We start from the raw sequence: 15695 nt of genomic DNA, 5'->3' as shown, positions 1-15695 counted from the left end.
GCGATCCGGCAGCGGCGACCCGCGGGCCGTGCTCAGGGACGCTCGGTCTCCTGGCGGACCGTCGCCTCCCCCAGGTCCTGGGCGACCTTGGACCGCAGGCTCGCGGCCGGCGTCGGGTTGTCCGCGATCTTGGTCAGTCCCGGCACCCGGTCCTCGATCGCGAAGCTGGCCCGGGTGTGCGCGGGGGCTCCCGGCGTGCTCACGTACGGCAGCACCACGAAGTCAGCGGTCAGCGAGTCCGGCGTGATCCGGGTCCGGACGTAACCGCGCTGGTTGTTGTAAAACTTCAGGTGCGGGTTCCAGGCCGCCCACGGGTGCGTCCCGCTCGGCACGTCGGCGCCGTCCCCGGTCGAGGTGATCGACGAGCAGACCAGCTCGGTGCCGACGGTCTTCGAGGTCGGGTCGTCGTAATCGAGTTTCAGCTCGTCGGCCCAGTGCGCGTGGACGTCCCCGGTGAGCACCACCGGGTTGCGCACGTGCGCGTCCACCCAGCCCTGGGTGATCCGCTGCCGGGACGCCTGGTACCCGTCCCAGGAGTCCATGCTGAGCACCTTCTGCGGCCCGGCGTTGTTGTCCCGCTGGCCGAAAAAGACCTGCTGGCCGAGGATGTCCCAGCGCGCCGTGGATCGGTGGAAGCCGTCGAGCAGCCAGGCCTCCTGCTCGGCCCCGGTGATCGAGCGGGCCGGGTCCACCGCGGCCGGGCAGTCCTTGTACCCGTCCCCGCAGCCCTGGTCGTCCCGGAACTGCCGGGTGTCGAGCAGGTGGAAGTTCGCCAGCCGCCCCCAGCGGATCCGGCGGTACAGCTGCATGTCGATGCCGCGCGGGATCGAGGTCCGGCGCAGCGGCATGTTCTCGTAATACGCCTGGAACGCGGCAGCCCGTCGCGCCAAGAAGTTCGGGTCGGGCTGCTCGGGCACCTCGTCGGCCCAGTTGTTCTCCACCTCGTGGTCGTCGAAGACCACCGCCCACGGCGCGACAGCGTGCGCCGCCTGCAGATCCGGGTCGGTCTTGTACTGCGCGTGCCGCTGCCGGTAATTGGCCAGCGTCACGGTTTCCGGGCCCTGGTGGTCACGCGGGTTGCCGGTCGGCGCGACGTAGGTGCCGGCCTGGTACTCGTACTGGTAGTCGCCCAGGTGCAGGATCAGCTCCGGCTCGTCCTCGGCCAGCCGGCGGTAAGCCGTGAAGTACCCGTGCTCGTACTGCGAGCAGGAGACGAACGACATGGCCAGCGAACCGCCCGTGGCCCACCACGGCGGCGCGGTCCGGGTGCGGCCGACCGGCGAGGTGTACCGCTCGGCGTGGAACCGGTAGAAGTACTCCCGCCCGGGCAGCAGCCCCTGCAGCTCCACGTGCACGGCGTGCGCGGACTCCGGCCGGGCGGCGACCGAGCCGCGGCGCACGACGCGGCGGAACCGCTCGTCGGCGGCGAGTTCCCAGTGGACCCGGATGGTCCGGTCCGGCATGCCGCCGAGGCCGTCGTCGGCGAGCGGGGTGGTGGCCAGGCGGGTCCAGAGCACGAAGCCGTCCTGCTCCGGGTCACCGGAGGCGACGCCGAGGGTGAACGGGTCGGCCCGCAGCGGGCCCCGGTACGGCGCGGCACTCGCCGTGCGGGACCACCCGGTGGTGGCGCCGGCGGCACCGGCTGCGGAGCTCAGCAGCAGGGTACGTCGTGAGATCGGCATGCCCCGCAGCCTCGCGGACATGGATGAAAATAAATCGACACGGGAAGTTGCCGAGATCCGAACGTCCCATGGTCAGATCGTGACGCGGTCCACCCCGGCGTAGACGTTCATGGTCTCCCCGCGCAGGAAGCCGACCAGTGTCATCCCGGCCTGCTCGGCCAGTTCGACGGCGAGGGTGCTCGGCGCGGACACCGCGGCCAGCATCGGCAACCCGGCCATCCAGGCTTTCTGGGTGAGCTCGAAACTCGCCCGCCCGGAGACCATCAGCACGTGCCCGGTCAGCGGCAACCGGCCCTCCCGGGTGGCCCAGCCGAGCACCTTGTCCACCGCGTTGTGCCGGCCCACGTCCTCGCGCAGCACCAGCAGCTCACCGGCGGCGGTGAACAGCCCGGCCGCGTGCAGCCCGCCGGTCCGTTCGAAGGCGCGCTGGGCGGCCCGCAGCCGGCCGGGCAGCTCGGCCAGCGCGCCGGCCGGGATCCGCAGCGGGTCACCTGTCACGTCGAACCGCGACCGGGTGCGCACCGCGTCGATGCTGGCCTTCCCGCACACCCCGCACGAGCTGGTGGTGTAGAAGTTGCGGCTCGGGTCGGTGACCGGCGGCGGCACGTGGTCGCCGAGCACCACGTCCACCACGTTGTAGGTGTTCGGGGTGTCCGTGCCGGCGCAGAGCTGCGCGGTGACCACGTCCTCCGCGCGGGCGATCACGCCCTCGCTGAGCAGGAAGCCGATCGCCAGGTCGATGTCGTGTCCCGGGGTGCGCATGGTGACGGCGAGCGCCTGCTTGCGCAGCCGGATCTCCAGCGGCTCCTCGGCGGCGAGCTCGTCCGGGCGCCGCCGGCTCACCGCCGGGGACGCGCCGAGATCGATGCGGACCACCGGCCGCCGGGTAGTGCTCCTCGCCATGGAGCGGAGCTTACGACCCCCCGCTGTCCGAGCGCGTGGTCACGCTTGGCGGCCGCTCGGGATACGGTACTCACGTGGGGGGATTTGCGGCGGTGGTCCTGGCCGGTGGTGCGGCGCGGCGAATGGGTGGTGCGGACAAGCCGACGCTGGCGGTCGCCGGCCAGCCGATGCTGACCCGGGTCCTCGCCGCCGTGCACGACGCGGACCCGCGGGTGGTGGTCGGGCGGGTGCCCGCCGACCTGCCGGTTCCGGTGCATGTGACACGTGAGGAGCCGCCCGGCGGTGGCCCTGTCGCGGCTGCCGCGGCCGGGCTGGCCCTGGTGCCGCAGCACATCGCGTACACCGCTCTGCTCGCCGCCGACCTGCCGTTCCTCACCGGGGAGGCGATCGACGTGCTGCGGCTGACCATGGAGTCGGCGCCGATGGAGGGCGCCGTCTACCGGGACACCGACGGGCGGTTGCAGATCCTCTGCGGGGTGTGGCGCACCGCGGCCCTGCGCGCGGCGATCGACCGGCTCGCCGCCGAGCGCGGCGGGCTGCACGGCGCGCCGGTCCGGGAGCTGATTGCGCAGCTCCGGGTCGCCGAGGTGTCCTGGCGCCGGCCCGGCCCGCCGCCCTGGTTCGATTGCGACACCGACGACGACCTGCGTACCGCGGAGGAATGGGCGAGATGACCGAGCTCACTGAGCCGACCGAGTTGCAGAGGTGGATCGCCGCGGCCGGCGCGGAGCTGGGCGTGCCGCCGGCGGACGTGCCGGCCACGGTGGTGCTCGACGTGGCGCGGGACGTCGCGCACAACGTGTTGCGTCCCGGCGCGCCGCTCACGGCGTACCTCATGGGTCTGGCCGTGGGACGCGGCGCGGACCCGGCCGAGGCGGCGGCGAAAATCAGCGCCCTGGCGCTTTCCTGGCCGAAAGATTCCTGACCGCGGGAGGGGCGTTCACGGCACAGCCGCGCTCGATAGGGTGACGGGAACGGAGGTGCGATCATGACGGCAGAAGCCGCGGCGGGCGATGCGTCCGAGGGTGTGTTGCTCGACGAACCGTCCACGGCCGATCTACGGGCCAAGGTCACCGAGGCGTGGCGGGAGTTCGCCGGCGCCCTGGCCGGCATGCTGACCAGCCTGCAGCCCGGTGCCCAGGTCGACCTCACCCTGGACCCGACCGCGTCCGGCACCGGCACCGCCGTCTACTCGGTGAGCATCCGGGTGCTGCCGGCCGGTGTGATCGAGGCGCTCGCGGTGGGCAACGCCGCGCTGCCCGCCGAGTTTCGGATGGATCGGGCCGCCGTCGCCGACATGGTGGCGCTCGGCTGGTCCCCGCCGGGCGTGCTGCCCGGCTCCGGTGACTTCTTCGGCCTGCGCTCCGAGCAGGCCAAGGCGACCTCGCTGGCCACCGCGGTCTCCCGCACCCTGCGCGACGTCTACGGCGCGCCGCACCCGGCCTTCCTCGTCTATCTGGTGCACGACGAGGAGGACGAGCTGATCGAGGCGGGTCCGCTGGCCACCGCGCGGCAGGAGGCGGGCCTCGAGTCCGGCCTCGGTCTCGACGACCTGGACGACGACCAGGCGCTCGCCGAGGCGCTGGGCAGCTCGGCCGACGAGCTGGTGCCGCTCGAGGAGCGGGTCCGCACGGTGATCGCCACCATGTCGAAGACCACCATCGACCAGCTCCAGGTTGACGCGGACGGTGACATCGGCATCCGGGCCGGCTCGGCGATGGTGTTCGTCCGGGTCCGGGACAACCCGCCGCTGGTCGACGTCTTCTCGCCGATCCTGACCGAGGTCGAGCCGACCGAGCAGCTCTACGTGAAGCTGTCCGAGCTGACCAACCGGATGCCGATCGGCCGGCTCTACTGCGCGCAGGACACCGTGTGGGCGTCCATCCCGGTCTTCGGCCGCAATTTCCAGCCCACCCACCTGATGCTGGCCGTGCAGGTGATGACGGGCCTCGCCGACGAGCTGGACGACCGGCTGCACGGCGAGTTCGGCGGCAAGCGATTCTTCGGCGAGGGCGACAAGCCGGCCGCGCCGAAGAGCGAGGGCGAGCACCGCACCGGTATGTACCTCTAGAACGGCACTCCGGTCGGCGTCTCCACCAGCCGGGACAGCACGATCATGCTGCGCGTCGAGGTCACGAACGGCTCGGCGCGCAGCCGCTCCAGGGCCTGTTCCAAATGACCGATATCGGCCGCTCGTAGGTGCACCAGAGCGTCCGCCTGGCCCGAGACGGTGTACGCCCCGACCACCTCGGGGTGCCGCCGGGTGGCCACCGTGATCTGCGCCGGGGTGGTCCGCCCGGTGCAGAACAGCTCGACGAAGGCCTCGGTCGTCCAGCCGACCGCGGCCGGATCCACCACAGCGGTGAACCCTTTGATCACTCCGGCCGCCCGCAGCCGGTCCACCCGGCGTTTGACGGCCGGAGCCGAGAGCGAGACCTTGGCCCCGATCTCTGCGTACGAAGCGCGGGCGTCCGCCACGAGCAACGCAATGATTCGCTGGTCGACGGCGTCCATCTGCAACGATTCGCCTCCGAGGAGCAAGGTTTAGAGCTGTTTGCCGCATCGCAGCCTACCTACGCTAAATCCTCATGAGCCACCTGGAGCGTTTGCCGCGAAAGCGGACATATTTGATGTGTCCCCCGGAGCATTTCACGGTCGAGTACGCGATCAACCCGTGGATGGACACCAGCGTCGCGGTGGACGCCGGCCGGGCACTGGCGCAGTGGGAGTCGCTCCGCAGCACGCTGATCAATCTCGGTCACGTGGTGCACGTGCTTGATCCCCGCCCGGGCCTGCCCGACATGGTCTACTCGGCGAACGGCGCGTTCTCGGTGGACGGCACCGTCTACGGCGCCCGCTTCCTGTACCCGCAGCGCGCCGACGAGGCGGTCGCCCACCGGTCCTTCTACGAGACCGCCGGCAGCTGGAAGTTCTTCGCTCCGGAGCACGTCAACGAGGGTGAGGGCGACTTCGCCTACCTGCCCGCGGCCTACGGCGGCATCGTGCTGGCCGGTTACGGGTTCCGCACCGACCCGGCCGCGCACGCCGAGGCGCAGGAGGTGCTCGGCCGCCCGGTGATCTCGCTGCGCCTGGTCGACCCGGCGTTCTACCACCTGGACACCGCGCTGGCCGCGCTCGACGACCGGCACGTCACGTACTACCCGGGCGCCTTCTCCCCGGCCTCCCAGCAGGTGCTCGCCCAGCTCTTCCCGGACGCGGTGCTCGCCGACCGGGCGGACGCCGAGGCGTTCGGGCTGAACCTGGTCAGCGACGGCCGTCATGTGATCCTCAACACCGATGCGATCGGCATGGGGCGTAAGGTCCGTGATGCCGGTTATCAGCCCGTGCACGTCGATCTCTCCGAGCTCAAGCGCGGTGGTGGCAGCGTGAAGTGCGCCGTCGCGGAGCTGCGAACCGGAGGCGACGCCGGTTTGGCCGGTGCGCAAAGATAGGACTCATGACCGACGACTCCCGCACCACTGAGCACAAGGAAGACGGCTCCGTCATCGTCATGGGTCCGGATGGCCGCCCGATGGGCACCATCGAGGAGGACGGCACGATGAGCCCGGAGGAGCCGGGCAACCTCATCGAGCAGCCGGCCAAGGTCATGCGGATCGGCAGCATGATCAAGCAGCTGCTGGAGGAGGTGCGGGCCGCTCCCCTCGACGAGGCGAGCCGCGGCCGGCTGCGGGAGATCCACCAGCGGTCGATCAAGGAGCTGGAGGACGGTCTGGCTCCCGAGCTGCGCGAGGAGCTGGAGCGGCTGTCGCTGCCGTTCGAGGGGGAGACGCCGCCCAGCGAGGCCGAGCTGCGGATCGCCCAGGCCCAGCTGGTCGGCTGGCTGGAGGGTCTCTTCCACGGCATCCAGGCCGCGCTGGTCGCCCAGCAGATGGCCGCCCGCCTCCAGCTGGAGCAGATGCGTGGCGGCGGCCCACGCCCGGCACTCCCGGTCGGCGGCGTCATCCCCGGCAAGCCGGACCGCCCCACCGGCCAGTACCTCTAGATCAAACCCGATTTACGGTACGCACTGAGCGCCCCGCCCGTCGGTCACGGGTCCCGCCCGTGACCGTCGCGCGAGGCAGTCCCGCCACCAGGCCCGCGACGCGCCCACCCCATGGCTGGTCCCCACGGTGGTCTCAACGGCCGGGACACCACCGTCAGTGCCAGCCAGGCCCCGGCGCCACGTCACGGTCAGCGGCCCGAGCGGCCCGGCGTGGCCTGCCGAAGCCGGTGGCGCGTCGCGGCCCGGACCGGTCGCGGCGTGGCGGCGTACCGGAAGCAGAGCCCGTGCCGCGTCACGTTTCGGACCGGTGGCGGGCTGGCGGCGTACCGGAAGCGGAGCCGGTGGCGCGTCGCGGCCCGGACCGGTGGCGGGCTGGTGGCGTACCGGAAATGGCGGACCGCGAGCGGAAGCGGCCTAGAGGTTGAAGGCTTTTCGCAGGTAGACGGCGACGCCGTCGTCCTCGTTGCTGGCCGTTGTCGCGTCGGCGACCGCCCGGACCGCCTCGTGCGCGTTGCCCATCGCGACCCCGTGTCCGGCCCAGGTCAGCATCGGGATGTCGTTGGGCATGTCACCGAAGGCGACGACGTCGGACGCGTCGATCCCGTCGCGCTCGCACAGCCAGGCCAGCCCGGCGGCCTTGGTCACGCCGGCCGCGGAGATCTCCACCAGCGCCGACGACGACGAGCGGGTCGCCTCGGCCACCCCGCCGAGCGCCTTGCTGACCAGCTCCAGGAAGTCGTCCGGGTCCGCGGTCGCCGAGCGGACCAGCAGTTTCACCGCCGGGACCGAGGTCAGCTCGTCGGGTGAGGAGATCACCTCGACGCGGTGGTCGACCCAGAGGCGCGGCCAGGTCGCCTCGTGCCGGAAGGCGCGTCCGTCGTCGACCTCGACAGCGAGCGAGATGTCCGGCACCGCGTCACGCAGCCGGCCGACCACGTCGATCAGCAGCTCGCAGGTGAGCGGCTCGGTGCGCAGCACCTCGTCGGTGTGCGGGTCGTAGACCACCGCGCCGTTGAGGCAGACCGCCGGCAGGGGTGCCGGGAGCTGGTCGTAGAGCTGCTCGAGCCAGCGAAGGGGGCGGCCGGTCACCAGAACCACCGGCACCGGCACGGCGGCGAGGGTATCGATGGTCAGCCGGCTCAGAAGCCGTTCACTGTTGATCAGGGTGCCGTCGATGTCGGTGGCGACGAGCCGGAATCGACGGTTTTCCTCGGGTTTTCTGCCGCGCGGGAACTCTGCCATCACCTCGACAATAGCCGGTCGAGAAAGACCGCCACGCCGTCCTCATCGTTGGTCAGCGTCACCTCGTCGGCGACCGCCTTCAGCTCCGGGTGCGCGTTCGCCACCGCCACCCGGCCCCACCCGGCCCAACCGAACATCGGCAGGTCGTTGGGCATGTCACCGAAGACCAGCACGTCCGCCGGATCGACACCGACCGCCTCGGCGACCACCGCCAGGCCGGTGCCCTTGTCCACCTCGGCCGGGCAGATCTCCACGTAGTTCAGGCCGGCCTGGGTGACGGTGGCCATCTCCGGCGGCACCACCCGGCGCGCGTAGTCCAGCAGCTCGTCCACGTCGTGCTGGAACGACCGGGCGAACGCCTTGATCACGTCACCGGTCAGGCATTCGGTGCGGGTCCGTGCCTCGACGGTCACCGGGTAGCGCCAGGTCGGGTCGTAGTCACCCCAGAGCGGGGCGTCGTCGTGCTCCAGCGCCTCGAACATCACCGAGAGCGGGCCGGCCACCGTCTCCAGGCGGGCCAGCACGTCGGCCAGCGCCCAGCCGGGCAGCCGGGCCTGCCGCAGATATCGCGACTCGGCCTGGTCCAGCACCCAGCCGCCCTGGGCCAGCACCAGATAGTCGGCGACCCGGATGTCGTTGCGGGTCAGCGAGGTGAGCCGAGGGCCGCGCCCGGTGGCGGCGACGATCCGGATGCCGGCCGCGCGGACCCGGTCCAGGACCTCGTGGGTGTACGCGGAAACCGTGTCGTCACTGCGCACCAACGTGCCGTCGAGATCCGTGGCGATCAGCTTGGGGAGCCCGGGCTTGAGCATCGGTACCTCCGTGGGTTTCACAACCCCCGCGGAGGGCGGAAGGAGAACGTTACACCCGATCAGCTACCAGCGACCATGACCGCTGGTAGCTGATCGGTTACGCCTCACTTAACGGGTTCGAGCACGTCCCGGCCGCCGAGGAACGGCTGGAGCGCCTTGGGCACCCGCACCGAGCCGTCCGGCTGCTGGTGGTTCTCCAGGATCGGGATCAGCCAGCGGGTGGTGGCGAGCGTGCCGTTCAGCGTCGCCGCGATCTGCGGCTTGCCGTTCTCGTCCCGGTACCTGACGTTGAGCCGGCGGGCCTGGAACGTGGTGCAGTTCGACGTCGAGGTGACCTCGCGGTACCGCCCCTGCGACGGCACCCACGCCTCGCAGTCGTACTTGCGGGCCGCGCTGGTCCCCAGGTCGCCGGCCGCCACGTCGATCACCCGGTACGGGATCTCGACCTTGGCCAGCATCTCCTCCTCCATGGCGAGCAGGCGCTGGTGCTCGGCGAGCGCGTCCTCCGGCCGGCAGAACGAGAACATCTCCACCTTGTCGAACTGGTGGACCCGCAGGATGCCGCGCACGTCCTTGCCGTGCGAGCCGGCCTCCCGCCGGTAACACGTCGACCAGCCGGCGAACCGCGACGGCCCGTCGCTCAGGTCGATGATCTCGTTCGAGTGGTACGCCGCGAGCGCCACCTCCGAGGTGCCGACCAGGTAGAGGTCGTCCGCCTCGAGCCGGTAGATCTCGCTGGCGTGCGCGCCGAGGAAGCCGGTGCCCTCCATCGACTCCGGCCGGACCAGGGTCGGCGTGATCGACGGGGTGAACCCGTGCTCCACCGCCTGCTGGATGGCCAGCTGCAGCATGCCGAGCTGGAGCAGCGCGCCCACCCCGGTGAGGAAGTAGAACCGCGAGCCGGACACCTTGGCGCCCCGCTCGGTGTCGATGGCGCGCAGCGCCTCGCCGATCTCCAGGTGGTCCAGCGGCTTGGCGATCTCCGGGATCGTGCCGACCTCGCGGAGCACCACGAAGTCGTCCTCGCCGCCGGCCGGCGCGCCGTCCTCCACCACGTTCGGCACCGCGAGGTGCGCGCGCTTGAGCGCCTGCTCGGCCTCCGACGCGGCCGCCTCGGCCGCCTTCACCTCGGCGGCCAGCTCCTTGGTGCGCGCCAGCAGCGCGGCCCGCTCATCGCCGGAAGCCTTCGCGACCTCCTTGCCGATGGACTTCTGCTCGGCCCGGACCGTCTCGAACCGCTGGGTGGCGGACCGGCGCTCCTCGTCGGCGCGCAGCAGGTCGTCGACCAGCTCGGTGGACTCCCCGCGCAGCCGCTGGCTGGCACGGATCAGTTCCGGGTCTTCACGTAGCAGACGGAGGTCAATCACAGTTGTCGAGCCTACCGGTCCGCCGCGCCCGATTTATTGCTGGTGGGGCATGTCCCGGTCACTCGGGTGGGAGGCGAACGGCGCGGTCGGCATGATGCTCAATTCCAGCGGATTGTCCGGTTCCTCGTCGGCCGGCTCGGCACGCCGCCAGCGGGGCGGTCCGCCCGGCCCGGTCTCGCGCCCGGCCAGCCAGAGGGCGACCAGCGCGGCGGCCACCCCGGCCAGCGCGCACCACAGCCCCCGGCCGTAGGCCAGCTTGAGGTTCTCCGCGGTCAGGTCGATCGTGTAGAAGCGGGCGATCACCCGGGTCGCGTCGTTCATCAGCTGCACCATGGCCAGCAGCAGGGCGAGCAGCACCCCGCCGGCGGCCAGGCCGGCCAGCCGGGCGTACCGCCGACCGGCCGCCGGCCCGAACAGCGCCAGCACCACCGCGATCACCAGCAGGAAGAGGCCGCCGACGTAGGCCGCCCCGATCCCGCCCAGATCGATCAGGTCGGCGGGCAGCATCTTGGTCTCGCCCACCTCGTCGGAGTTGAACGTCAGCCCCTCCACCGTGGTCACCTGCCACTCGGAGAGCAGCGAGGCGAACCCGGCCACTCCACCCAGCGCCGCGACGATCGGTGCGAGCCGCGCATCGGCGCCGAGCCCGCGCAGGAAACCGGCGGCTCTGTCCGCGCGTGACCCGGCCGGCTCCGCCGGACCGAATTCGACCACTGCCTCGGGCCCCATGTCCGCCATGTGATCCATCATGGGCCCTGCGTCGTCGGCCATCCACCGGCCCCCGGATGGGCTAGCGTTCTGTCCATGCCTATTCGTTCTGCTTCGGCCCGTTGGGAAGGGAACCTCACCGAGGGTTCCGGCACGCTTAAGACTGGTAAGGGTGGCCTGCAGGGGAACTACTCCTTCAAGTCACGCTTCGAGGAGGGCGAGGGGACCAACCCCGAGGAGCTCATCGCCGCAGCCCACTCCGGCTGCTTCTCGATGGCCTTCTCCAAGGGCCTCGCCGACGCGGGCTTCACGCCCACCTCGGTGGAGACCGTCGCCAAGGTGCACCTGGACAAAACCGACGCCGGGTTCGGCGTCTCCCGCATCGACCTGGAGACCGTCGGCGACGTGCCCGGCATCGACGACGCCACGTTCCAGAAGATCGCCGAGGGGGCGAAGGAGAATTGCCCGATCTCCCGCCTGCTCAGCCCGGGCGCGACGATCAGCCTCTCCGCCAAACTGGCCTGACGGCCGCCGCCGGCGCGGCCGGGTGAACTGCCGCGCCGGCGACACGGGGCACAATATGCGGTGTGCCGGTCGATATGAGTCGGGAACGCTTCGAGGAGTTGGTCGGTGAGGCCCTCGACGAGGTGCCCGTCGAGCTGCTCTCACTGATGAACAACGTGGTGTTCCTGGTCGAGGACGCCCCACCGGACGGCAGTGACGACCTGCTCGGTCTCTATGAGGGCACCGCCCTGACCGAGCGCGGCTGGGACTACGCCGGCACCCTGCCCGACCGGATCACCATCTACCGCCTGCCCACCCTGCGCGCCTGCGACACGGAGGACGACGTGGTCGACGAGGTGGCGATCACCGTGGTCCACGAGATCGCCCACCACTTCGGCATCGACGACCAGCGCCTCCACGAGCTGGGCTGGGGATGATTCGCGTTGTTCCGGACCGCTCAAGATCAAGATCGAGGGAACGATGACTCGGACCCGCGCTGATCACTGATCGTCGCTCCCGCCAGGGACCCTTCCGGGCCGGGCAGGACGCTGGCGCGTCCAGAACGCCCGACCCGAAAGGGCGACGCCCGTGGGCGGTGACGATCCGCCAAACCCAAACCCCGGGCGGTCGGCGACTCAGCCGACGTCACTCGCCATCCGAACCCCCGGCCGACGAGCCGGCGGTCGGCGATTCAGCTGACGTCGCCCCGCGTGCCGAACTCCAATCGGCGAGCCGGGCGGGCGGCGCGGTTCAGCTGACGTCGCCGGCGCGGAGGCGGTCCAGCCAGGCCGAGGAGTCGGCGAAGTCGGTGTCGGTGAGGCCGGCCGGCGCCTCGACCGGAGGCTCCGGCAGCAGGCGGTGGCGGGCGTAGCTGCCCAGGAAGCGAACCTCGGCGCAGATCCGGCGCAGCCCCTGAAGCGCCTCGCCGAGCCGCGCCTCGGCCACGTGGCCGGTGCAGTCCAGGAAGAAGACGTAGGTCCCGAGCTGTTCGCCGGTCGGGCGGGACTCGATCCGGGACAGGTTGACGCCGCGGACCGCGAGCTCGGTGAGCACCGCGAGCAGCGCGCCGACCTGGTCGTGCCGGATCGACACGGCCAGCGAGGTGACGTCGTCACCGGTCGGCGGCGGTGGTGTCGCGGGCCGGGTGAGCAGGGCGAACCGGGTGACCGCCTCGGCCCGGTCGGCGACTTTCTCGGCCAGCACGGTGAGCTTGTTGCGCGGGACGCCGATCGGGGCGCAGAGGGCCGCGTCGTACTCTCCGGCGGCCGCGTGCAGTGCCGCGGCGGCGTTGGACAGCACGTCGACCACCGTCGCGTCCGGCACGTTCGCCTGGAGCCAGTGCCGGCACTGCGCGGAGGCCTGCGGGTGCGCCGCGATGGTCCGCAGCCCGGCCAGCGGTTTCAGCGCGTCGGCGGCCAGCACGAACTCGACAGGCAGCAGCACCTCCCGCGTGATCGTCAGCGGGCTCCCGGTGATCAGCTCGTCGAGCGTGACCGGAATGGCCCCGCCCACCGAATTCTCCAACGGCACCAGAGCGGCGTCGGCCTCGCCGGAGCGAACCGCCTCCAGCGCCTCCGGCACGCTCCGAGCCGGCGTGCGCACCCCGTGCTCGGCGGCCGGGATGGTGCGCAGGGCAGCCTCGGTGAAGGTGCCTTCCGGGCCGAGGTAGGTGAATCGCGTGGGCGGCGTTCCGGGCATTCCGCCAGTCTATGGCCCAGAAACCGTGCGGCTCACCACAGACCCGGGGTGTCCCGCCTACCGGCCGCGCCCTCCGATGCGGGCCGCAGGCGCGCCCAGAAGCCGCAGGGCGTTTCTGGAACCGCAGGCGTTTCTGAAACCGTCGGCGTCTCTGGAACCGTCGGCGTTTCTGAAACCGTCGGCGTTTCTGGAACCGTCGGCGTTTCTGGAACCGTCGGCGTTTCTGAAACCGTCGGCGTCTCTGGAACCGCCGGCGTTCCTAGAAGCCGCAGGCAAGGACGCGGATCCCCGCCGGCGCGCTGGCCTGTACCTGCGGGTTGCACACGTCGGTGCCGGCCGCGATCTTGACCAGCGTGCTGCCCTTCCCGGTGGCCACCACCATCAGCGGCTCCAGCTGGTCGGCATCCTGCCCGGCGATCTCCACCGTGGTGAACGACCAGGTCCCGGCGCAGAACGGCCCGTCCTGCACCTTCAGGGTCGCCTTCGGGATGCCCTTCTCCTTCTTGACCAGCGCCAGGATCTCCGCTCCGGTCGGCTGGCCGGAGCACTTCGCGGCGTGCGACGGGGTCGGCGTCGGCGAGTTGGTCAGTCGCGGCGTGGCGGTGGCCGTGGCCGTGGCCGTCGGTGTGTAGCCGTAGGTCGGGGTGTAGCCGTAGGCCGGGGTGTACGTCGGAGTCGGCGCGTAGGTCGGCGTCAGCGGCGCGAAGGTGGCCGGCGGCAGGGAGACCGAGGGCTGCGCGCTGACCGGGGACAGGGGAGGGCTCGTGGGCAGCGGCTCGGGCGGCGCGCCACAAGCGGCCGTCAGCGCCAGGGCGCCCACGGCCAGGGGAATACGGCGTGCGTGGGGGGACACGCGCTCATGGTAGGAGCCTGCCCCGGCCGAGGCCAGGTCGTCTCCCGGCGATTCGATGCCAGGCCGGTACCGGCCGATGCGGCGTCCGGCCCGCCGGTGGAAATGCCGGTCAGCCGGCGATGCGGTGCCCGGCGGCGGTCAGGGTGTTGACCGCCTCGGTCAGGCGGACCGTGGGGACCAGGAGGTAGTCGGTGTCGTAGGTGGAGAACGTGACGATGTTGACCCGGGCGTCCGCCAGGGGGCCGACCAGTGAGGCGAGCACGCCGGTCATGGTCAGCTCGAGGCCGGCGACGCGCAGCGCCCGCCAGGCGGTGTCGGTCTCGGCGCCCTCGGGAACTCGGTCGGACGGGCAGATGATGGAGATCTCATCGAGTCCCCAGGTCACCGAGATGACGCTCTTGTCGTCCGGACCCGTGGTCAGCGAGGCGGGCAGGGTGGAGCCGGCGGGCAGTCGGCACACCGTGTACTCACCCGGTAACAGGTCTAGATCGAGCATGACGGGAGCCTACGTTACGGATCGGTAACACCCAATGGTTGTCGGATGCGGTGAACACCACACCGCCATGGACAAACCGGACTTCAGTAGTGCACGGGGGACAGGAAGGTCATCGAACCGGCCACCCGGCCGCCGGCCATCAGCGGCGTGGAGATCGCGTCAACGGTCAGCGGCGCTTTGCCGGAGTCCGCCACGACGCGCATCAGGCCGCGGGCCAGGCGCTCACTGCGGACCGCGAGCAGCGGTGGGATCTTCTCCGCCTCCGGCTCGTCGAGCGGGCCGGCGCCGGCCGTGAAGTCGATCAGCTCCAGGGTCGTGCTCAGCCGCTTGCCCACCGCGTCGGCCGGTTTGCCCAGACCGAGCAGCTCGCTGGCGGACGGTGAGACGGCCAGGATCGTGCCCCCGGCGTCGACGATCAGGCAGGGCTCGTCGGCCACCGCCACGGTGCCGGACCAGCGCTCGATGCCGGTGACGAACTCGGCCTCGGCCGGTGTGCGTGCCTGGGGGACGAACGCTCCCGAGAGGGAGAGCTCAACATGCGCCACCCGCTCCTCCTCGCTTCCGTCGCGCCGGCCGTGGCGTCCCGGATGGCCGGGACGCCGGGTCGGCGACGTCGCAAGGAACGTTACCGGCGGGTCGGCCGCTTGTCAGCGGCCGTCTGTCCGTTGCTGTACCAACGGTAGTCACCACCTGGCCGGTAGGGTGCGTTCGCCCAGGTGGACGGATTACTGGCGACGGCTGAGAGTTTGCTTGCCGTGGCCGCGGAGATGCGGGCACCGCCGGCGAGCAGCAGGCGGTCGAGCTCCCGGTCGGTGGCGACCAGACAGTCTTTCGGCAGGCCGTGGACGCTGATCACGCCGGAGCCGACGAACGTGAGCACCGGGGTGACCGGCACGTTCAGGCCGACAGCTGCGGAGAGCGCCTTGGCCGCCCGCTTGGCGTCGCGGCGGGCCTCCACCACGTACTGCGGGCGCTTGCCGTTGATCTGGACGACGTCACCGGCGATGAGGACCCGGGACCGCCCGTGGTCGGCCACGGTCACCGCGTAGACCCCGCCGGGGCCGATCGCGAGAAAGCCCGCCCGGTCGTCGGCCGGGTCGGGCTCGTAGTAGGACTGGGACAGGTCGGTGCGCGGCCAGTCCACGATGTGCCAGGCGGAACCGAGGCGGTCGAGCCGGGTGAGGGCCCGGGCTCCGGCGGCCTCCATGCGGCGGGCGCCGCGCTCGGCACGGCGACGTCGCGCCCACTCCATCGGGGAGAGGCGCGGCTCCAGGTCAGTGCCCGGCGAGCTATGGCTGACCGGGGTCAACGCTCTGGTGCTGGACGGAACGGGCAGAGCGGGGCGGGCAGGGAAGACAGTCACTTTGCGACCTCCGGCAAAAGGTCTTCTCGGGCTGGCTTTCTTTTCCAACTACCGTACGTGCTCG

At 71.3% G+C, this 15695-nt stretch carries 19 protein-coding genes; 7 read left to right on the top strand and 12 right to left on the bottom strand.

The annotated features are described in order from the left end of the window. Window positions 1-32: 32 nt before the first annotated feature. Together Actob_RS43545 and fdhD are read right to left on the bottom strand one after the other, a co-directional pair. Window positions 33-1682: an alkaline phosphatase D family protein gene (locus tag Actob_RS43545; protein WP_284917785.1), complete on the bottom strand. Its 1650-nt coding sequence runs from the start codon at window positions 1680-1682 to the stop codon at window positions 33-35. 72 nt (window positions 1683-1754) lie between these two features. Beyond that, the gene (fdhD, locus tag Actob_RS43540) at window positions 1755-2585 is read right to left on the bottom strand and encodes a formate dehydrogenase accessory sulfurtransferase FdhD (protein WP_284917784.1); all 831 of its coding nucleotides are present in this window, start codon (window positions 2583-2585) and stop codon (window positions 1755-1757) included. 92 nt (window positions 2586-2677) lie between these two features. Here fdhD and mobA point away from each other — a divergent pair, with 92 nt between their 5' ends. The 3 genes from mobA to Actob_RS43525 all read left to right on the top strand — a co-directional run bounded on the left by mobA (window position 2678) and on the right by Actob_RS43525 (window position 4656). After that, window positions 2678-3259: a molybdenum cofactor guanylyltransferase gene (gene mobA, locus Actob_RS43535; protein WP_284922533.1), complete on the top strand. Its 582-nt coding sequence runs from the start codon at window positions 2678-2680 to the stop codon at window positions 3257-3259. Continuing rightward, window positions 3247-3510, top strand: a complete 264-nt coding sequence (locus Actob_RS43530) for a DUF6457 domain-containing protein (RefSeq protein ID WP_284917783.1) — start codon at window positions 3247-3249, stop codon at window positions 3508-3510. Before mobA ends, Actob_RS43530 begins: the two co-directional genes overlap by 13 nt. Before the next feature lie 63 nt (window positions 3511-3573). Then, window positions 3574-4656: a T3SS (YopN, CesT) and YbjN peptide-binding chaperone 1 gene (locus tag Actob_RS43525; RefSeq protein ID WP_284917782.1), complete on the top strand. Its 1083-nt coding sequence runs from the start codon at window positions 3574-3576 to the stop codon at window positions 4654-4656. On the opposite strand, the gene Actob_RS43520 is transcribed toward Actob_RS43525, so the two are convergent. Continuing rightward, entirely contained in the window at window positions 4653-5105 is a 453-nt protein-coding gene (locus Actob_RS43520; RefSeq protein WP_185038386.1) for an Lrp/AsnC family transcriptional regulator, read from the bottom strand. The genes Actob_RS43525 and Actob_RS43520 overlap by 4 nt on opposite strands. Before the next feature lie 68 nt (window positions 5106-5173). On the opposite strand from Actob_RS43520, the gene ddaH reads away from it, so the two are divergent. Together ddaH and Actob_RS43510 are read left to right on the top strand one after the other, a co-directional pair. Beyond that, entirely contained in the window at window positions 5174-6037 is an 864-nt protein-coding gene (ddaH, locus tag Actob_RS43515; RefSeq protein ID WP_407653517.1) for a dimethylargininase, read from the top strand. 5 nt (window positions 6038-6042) lie between these two features. Further along, complete coding sequence (locus Actob_RS43510) at window positions 6043-6588, top strand: bacterial proteasome activator family protein (protein WP_284917781.1); 546 nt, start codon at window positions 6043-6045, stop codon at window positions 6586-6588. 414 nt (window positions 6589-7002) lie between these two features. On the opposite strand, the gene Actob_RS43505 is transcribed toward Actob_RS43510, so the two are convergent. From Actob_RS43505 to Actob_RS43490, 4 genes are all read right to left on the bottom strand, one after another. After that, on the bottom strand, window positions 7003-7830 hold the full coding sequence (locus Actob_RS43505) for a Cof-type HAD-IIB family hydrolase (protein WP_284917780.1): 828 nt from the start codon (window positions 7828-7830) through the stop codon (window positions 7003-7005). Next, on the bottom strand, window positions 7830-8642 hold the full coding sequence (locus tag Actob_RS43500) for an HAD family hydrolase (RefSeq protein WP_284917779.1): 813 nt from the start codon (window positions 8640-8642) through the stop codon (window positions 7830-7832). Before Actob_RS43500 ends, Actob_RS43505 begins: the two co-directional genes overlap by 1 nt. A 104-nt stretch (window positions 8643-8746) precedes the next feature. Beyond that, window positions 8747-10009, bottom strand: coding sequence for a serine--tRNA ligase (gene serS / locus Actob_RS43495; protein ID WP_284917778.1), 1263 nt, complete (start codon window positions 10007-10009; stop codon window positions 8747-8749). Window positions 10010-10042: 33 nt separating this feature from the next. Next, the gene (locus tag Actob_RS43490; protein ID WP_284917777.1) at window positions 10043-10747 is read right to left on the bottom strand and encodes a hypothetical protein; all 705 of its coding nucleotides are present in this window, start codon (window positions 10745-10747) and stop codon (window positions 10043-10045) included. 66 nt (window positions 10748-10813) lie between these two features. On the opposite strand from Actob_RS43490, the gene Actob_RS43485 reads away from it, so the two are divergent. After that, the gene (locus tag Actob_RS43485; RefSeq protein ID WP_284917776.1) at window positions 10814-11242 is read left to right on the top strand and encodes an OsmC family protein; all 429 of its coding nucleotides are present in this window, start codon (window positions 10814-10816) and stop codon (window positions 11240-11242) included. A 74-nt stretch (window positions 11243-11316) separates the two neighbouring features. Next, window positions 11317-11658 (top strand): metallopeptidase family protein, encoded by a 342-nt coding sequence (locus tag Actob_RS43480; protein ID WP_284917775.1) that lies wholly within the window; start codon window positions 11317-11319, stop codon window positions 11656-11658. Window positions 11659-11971: 313 nt separating this feature from the next. Here the strand turns inward: Actob_RS43480 and pheA are convergent, their stop codons facing one another. The 5 genes from pheA to Actob_RS43455 form a co-directional block, all read right to left on the bottom strand. Beyond that, window positions 11972-12919 (bottom strand): prephenate dehydratase, encoded by a 948-nt coding sequence (pheA, locus tag Actob_RS43475; protein ID WP_284917774.1) that lies wholly within the window; start codon window positions 12917-12919, stop codon window positions 11972-11974. 259 nt (window positions 12920-13178) lie between these two features. Continuing rightward, window positions 13179-13772, bottom strand: a complete 594-nt coding sequence (locus tag Actob_RS43470) for a hypothetical protein (protein ID WP_284917773.1) — start codon at window positions 13770-13772, stop codon at window positions 13179-13181. 109 nt (window positions 13773-13881) lie between these two features. Then, window positions 13882-14268 (bottom strand): ACT domain-containing protein, encoded by a 387-nt coding sequence (locus Actob_RS43465; protein WP_185038376.1) that lies wholly within the window; start codon window positions 14266-14268, stop codon window positions 13882-13884. Window positions 14269-14351: 83 nt separating this feature from the next. After that, entirely contained in the window at window positions 14352-14813 is a 462-nt protein-coding gene (locus Actob_RS43460; RefSeq protein ID WP_284917772.1) for a PAS domain-containing protein, read from the bottom strand. An 80-nt stretch (window positions 14814-14893) separates the two neighbouring features. Further along, entirely contained in the window at window positions 14894-15631 is a 738-nt protein-coding gene (locus Actob_RS43455; RefSeq protein ID WP_284917771.1) for a hypothetical protein, read from the bottom strand. Window positions 15632-15695: the final 64 nt, after the last annotated feature.

It is taken from the genome of Actinoplanes oblitus, from assembly GCF_030252345.1.
In the GTDB taxonomy this organism is placed as follows: domain Bacteria; phylum Actinomycetota; class Actinomycetes; order Mycobacteriales; family Micromonosporaceae; genus Actinoplanes; species Actinoplanes oblitus.
The sequence above is the reverse complement of the archived record's forward strand: the minus strand, read 5'-3'. Positions and strand labels throughout refer to the sequence as shown.

What these genes read in the sequence shown, in the direction of transcription:
- Actob_RS43545 (WP_284917785.1), bottom strand. Translation starts at nt 1,682, where the DNA reads ATGCCGATCTCACGACGTACCCTGCTGCTGAGCTCCGCAGCCGGTGCC.
- fdhD (WP_284917784.1), bottom strand. Translation starts at nt 2,585, where the DNA reads ATGGCGAGGAGCACTACCCGGCGGCCGGTGGTCCGCATCGATCTCGGC.
- Actob_RS43530 (WP_284917783.1), top strand. Translation starts at nt 3,247, where the DNA reads ATGGGCGAGATGACCGAGCTCACTGAGCCGACCGAGTTGCAGAGGTGG.
- Actob_RS43525 (WP_284917782.1), top strand. Translation starts at nt 3,574, where the DNA reads ATGACGGCAGAAGCCGCGGCGGGCGATGCGTCCGAGGGTGTGTTGCTC.
- ddaH (WP_407653517.1), top strand. Translation starts at nt 5,174, where the DNA reads ATGAGCCACCTGGAGCGTTTGCCGCGAAAGCGGACATATTTGATGTGT.
- Actob_RS43510 (WP_284917781.1), top strand. Translation starts at nt 6,043, where the DNA reads ATGACCGACGACTCCCGCACCACTGAGCACAAGGAAGACGGCTCCGTC.
- Actob_RS43505 (WP_284917780.1), bottom strand. Translation starts at nt 7,830, where the DNA reads ATGGCAGAGTTCCCGCGCGGCAGAAAACCCGAGGAAAACCGTCGATTC.
- Actob_RS43500 (WP_284917779.1), bottom strand. Translation starts at nt 8,642, where the DNA reads ATGCTCAAGCCCGGGCTCCCCAAGCTGATCGCCACGGATCTCGACGGC.
- Actob_RS43490 (WP_284917777.1), bottom strand. Translation starts at nt 10,747, where the DNA reads ATGGCGGACATGGGGCCCGAGGCAGTGGTCGAATTCGGTCCGGCGGAG.
- Actob_RS43485 (WP_284917776.1), top strand. Translation starts at nt 10,814, where the DNA reads ATGCCTATTCGTTCTGCTTCGGCCCGTTGGGAAGGGAACCTCACCGAG.
- Actob_RS43480 (WP_284917775.1), top strand. Translation starts at nt 11,317, where the DNA reads ATGAGTCGGGAACGCTTCGAGGAGTTGGTCGGTGAGGCCCTCGACGAG.
- pheA (WP_284917774.1), bottom strand. Translation starts at nt 12,919, where the DNA reads ATGCCCGGAACGCCGCCCACGCGATTCACCTACCTCGGCCCGGAAGGC.
- Actob_RS43465 (WP_185038376.1), bottom strand. Translation starts at nt 14,268, where the DNA reads ATGCTCGATCTAGACCTGTTACCGGGTGAGTACACGGTGTGCCGACTG.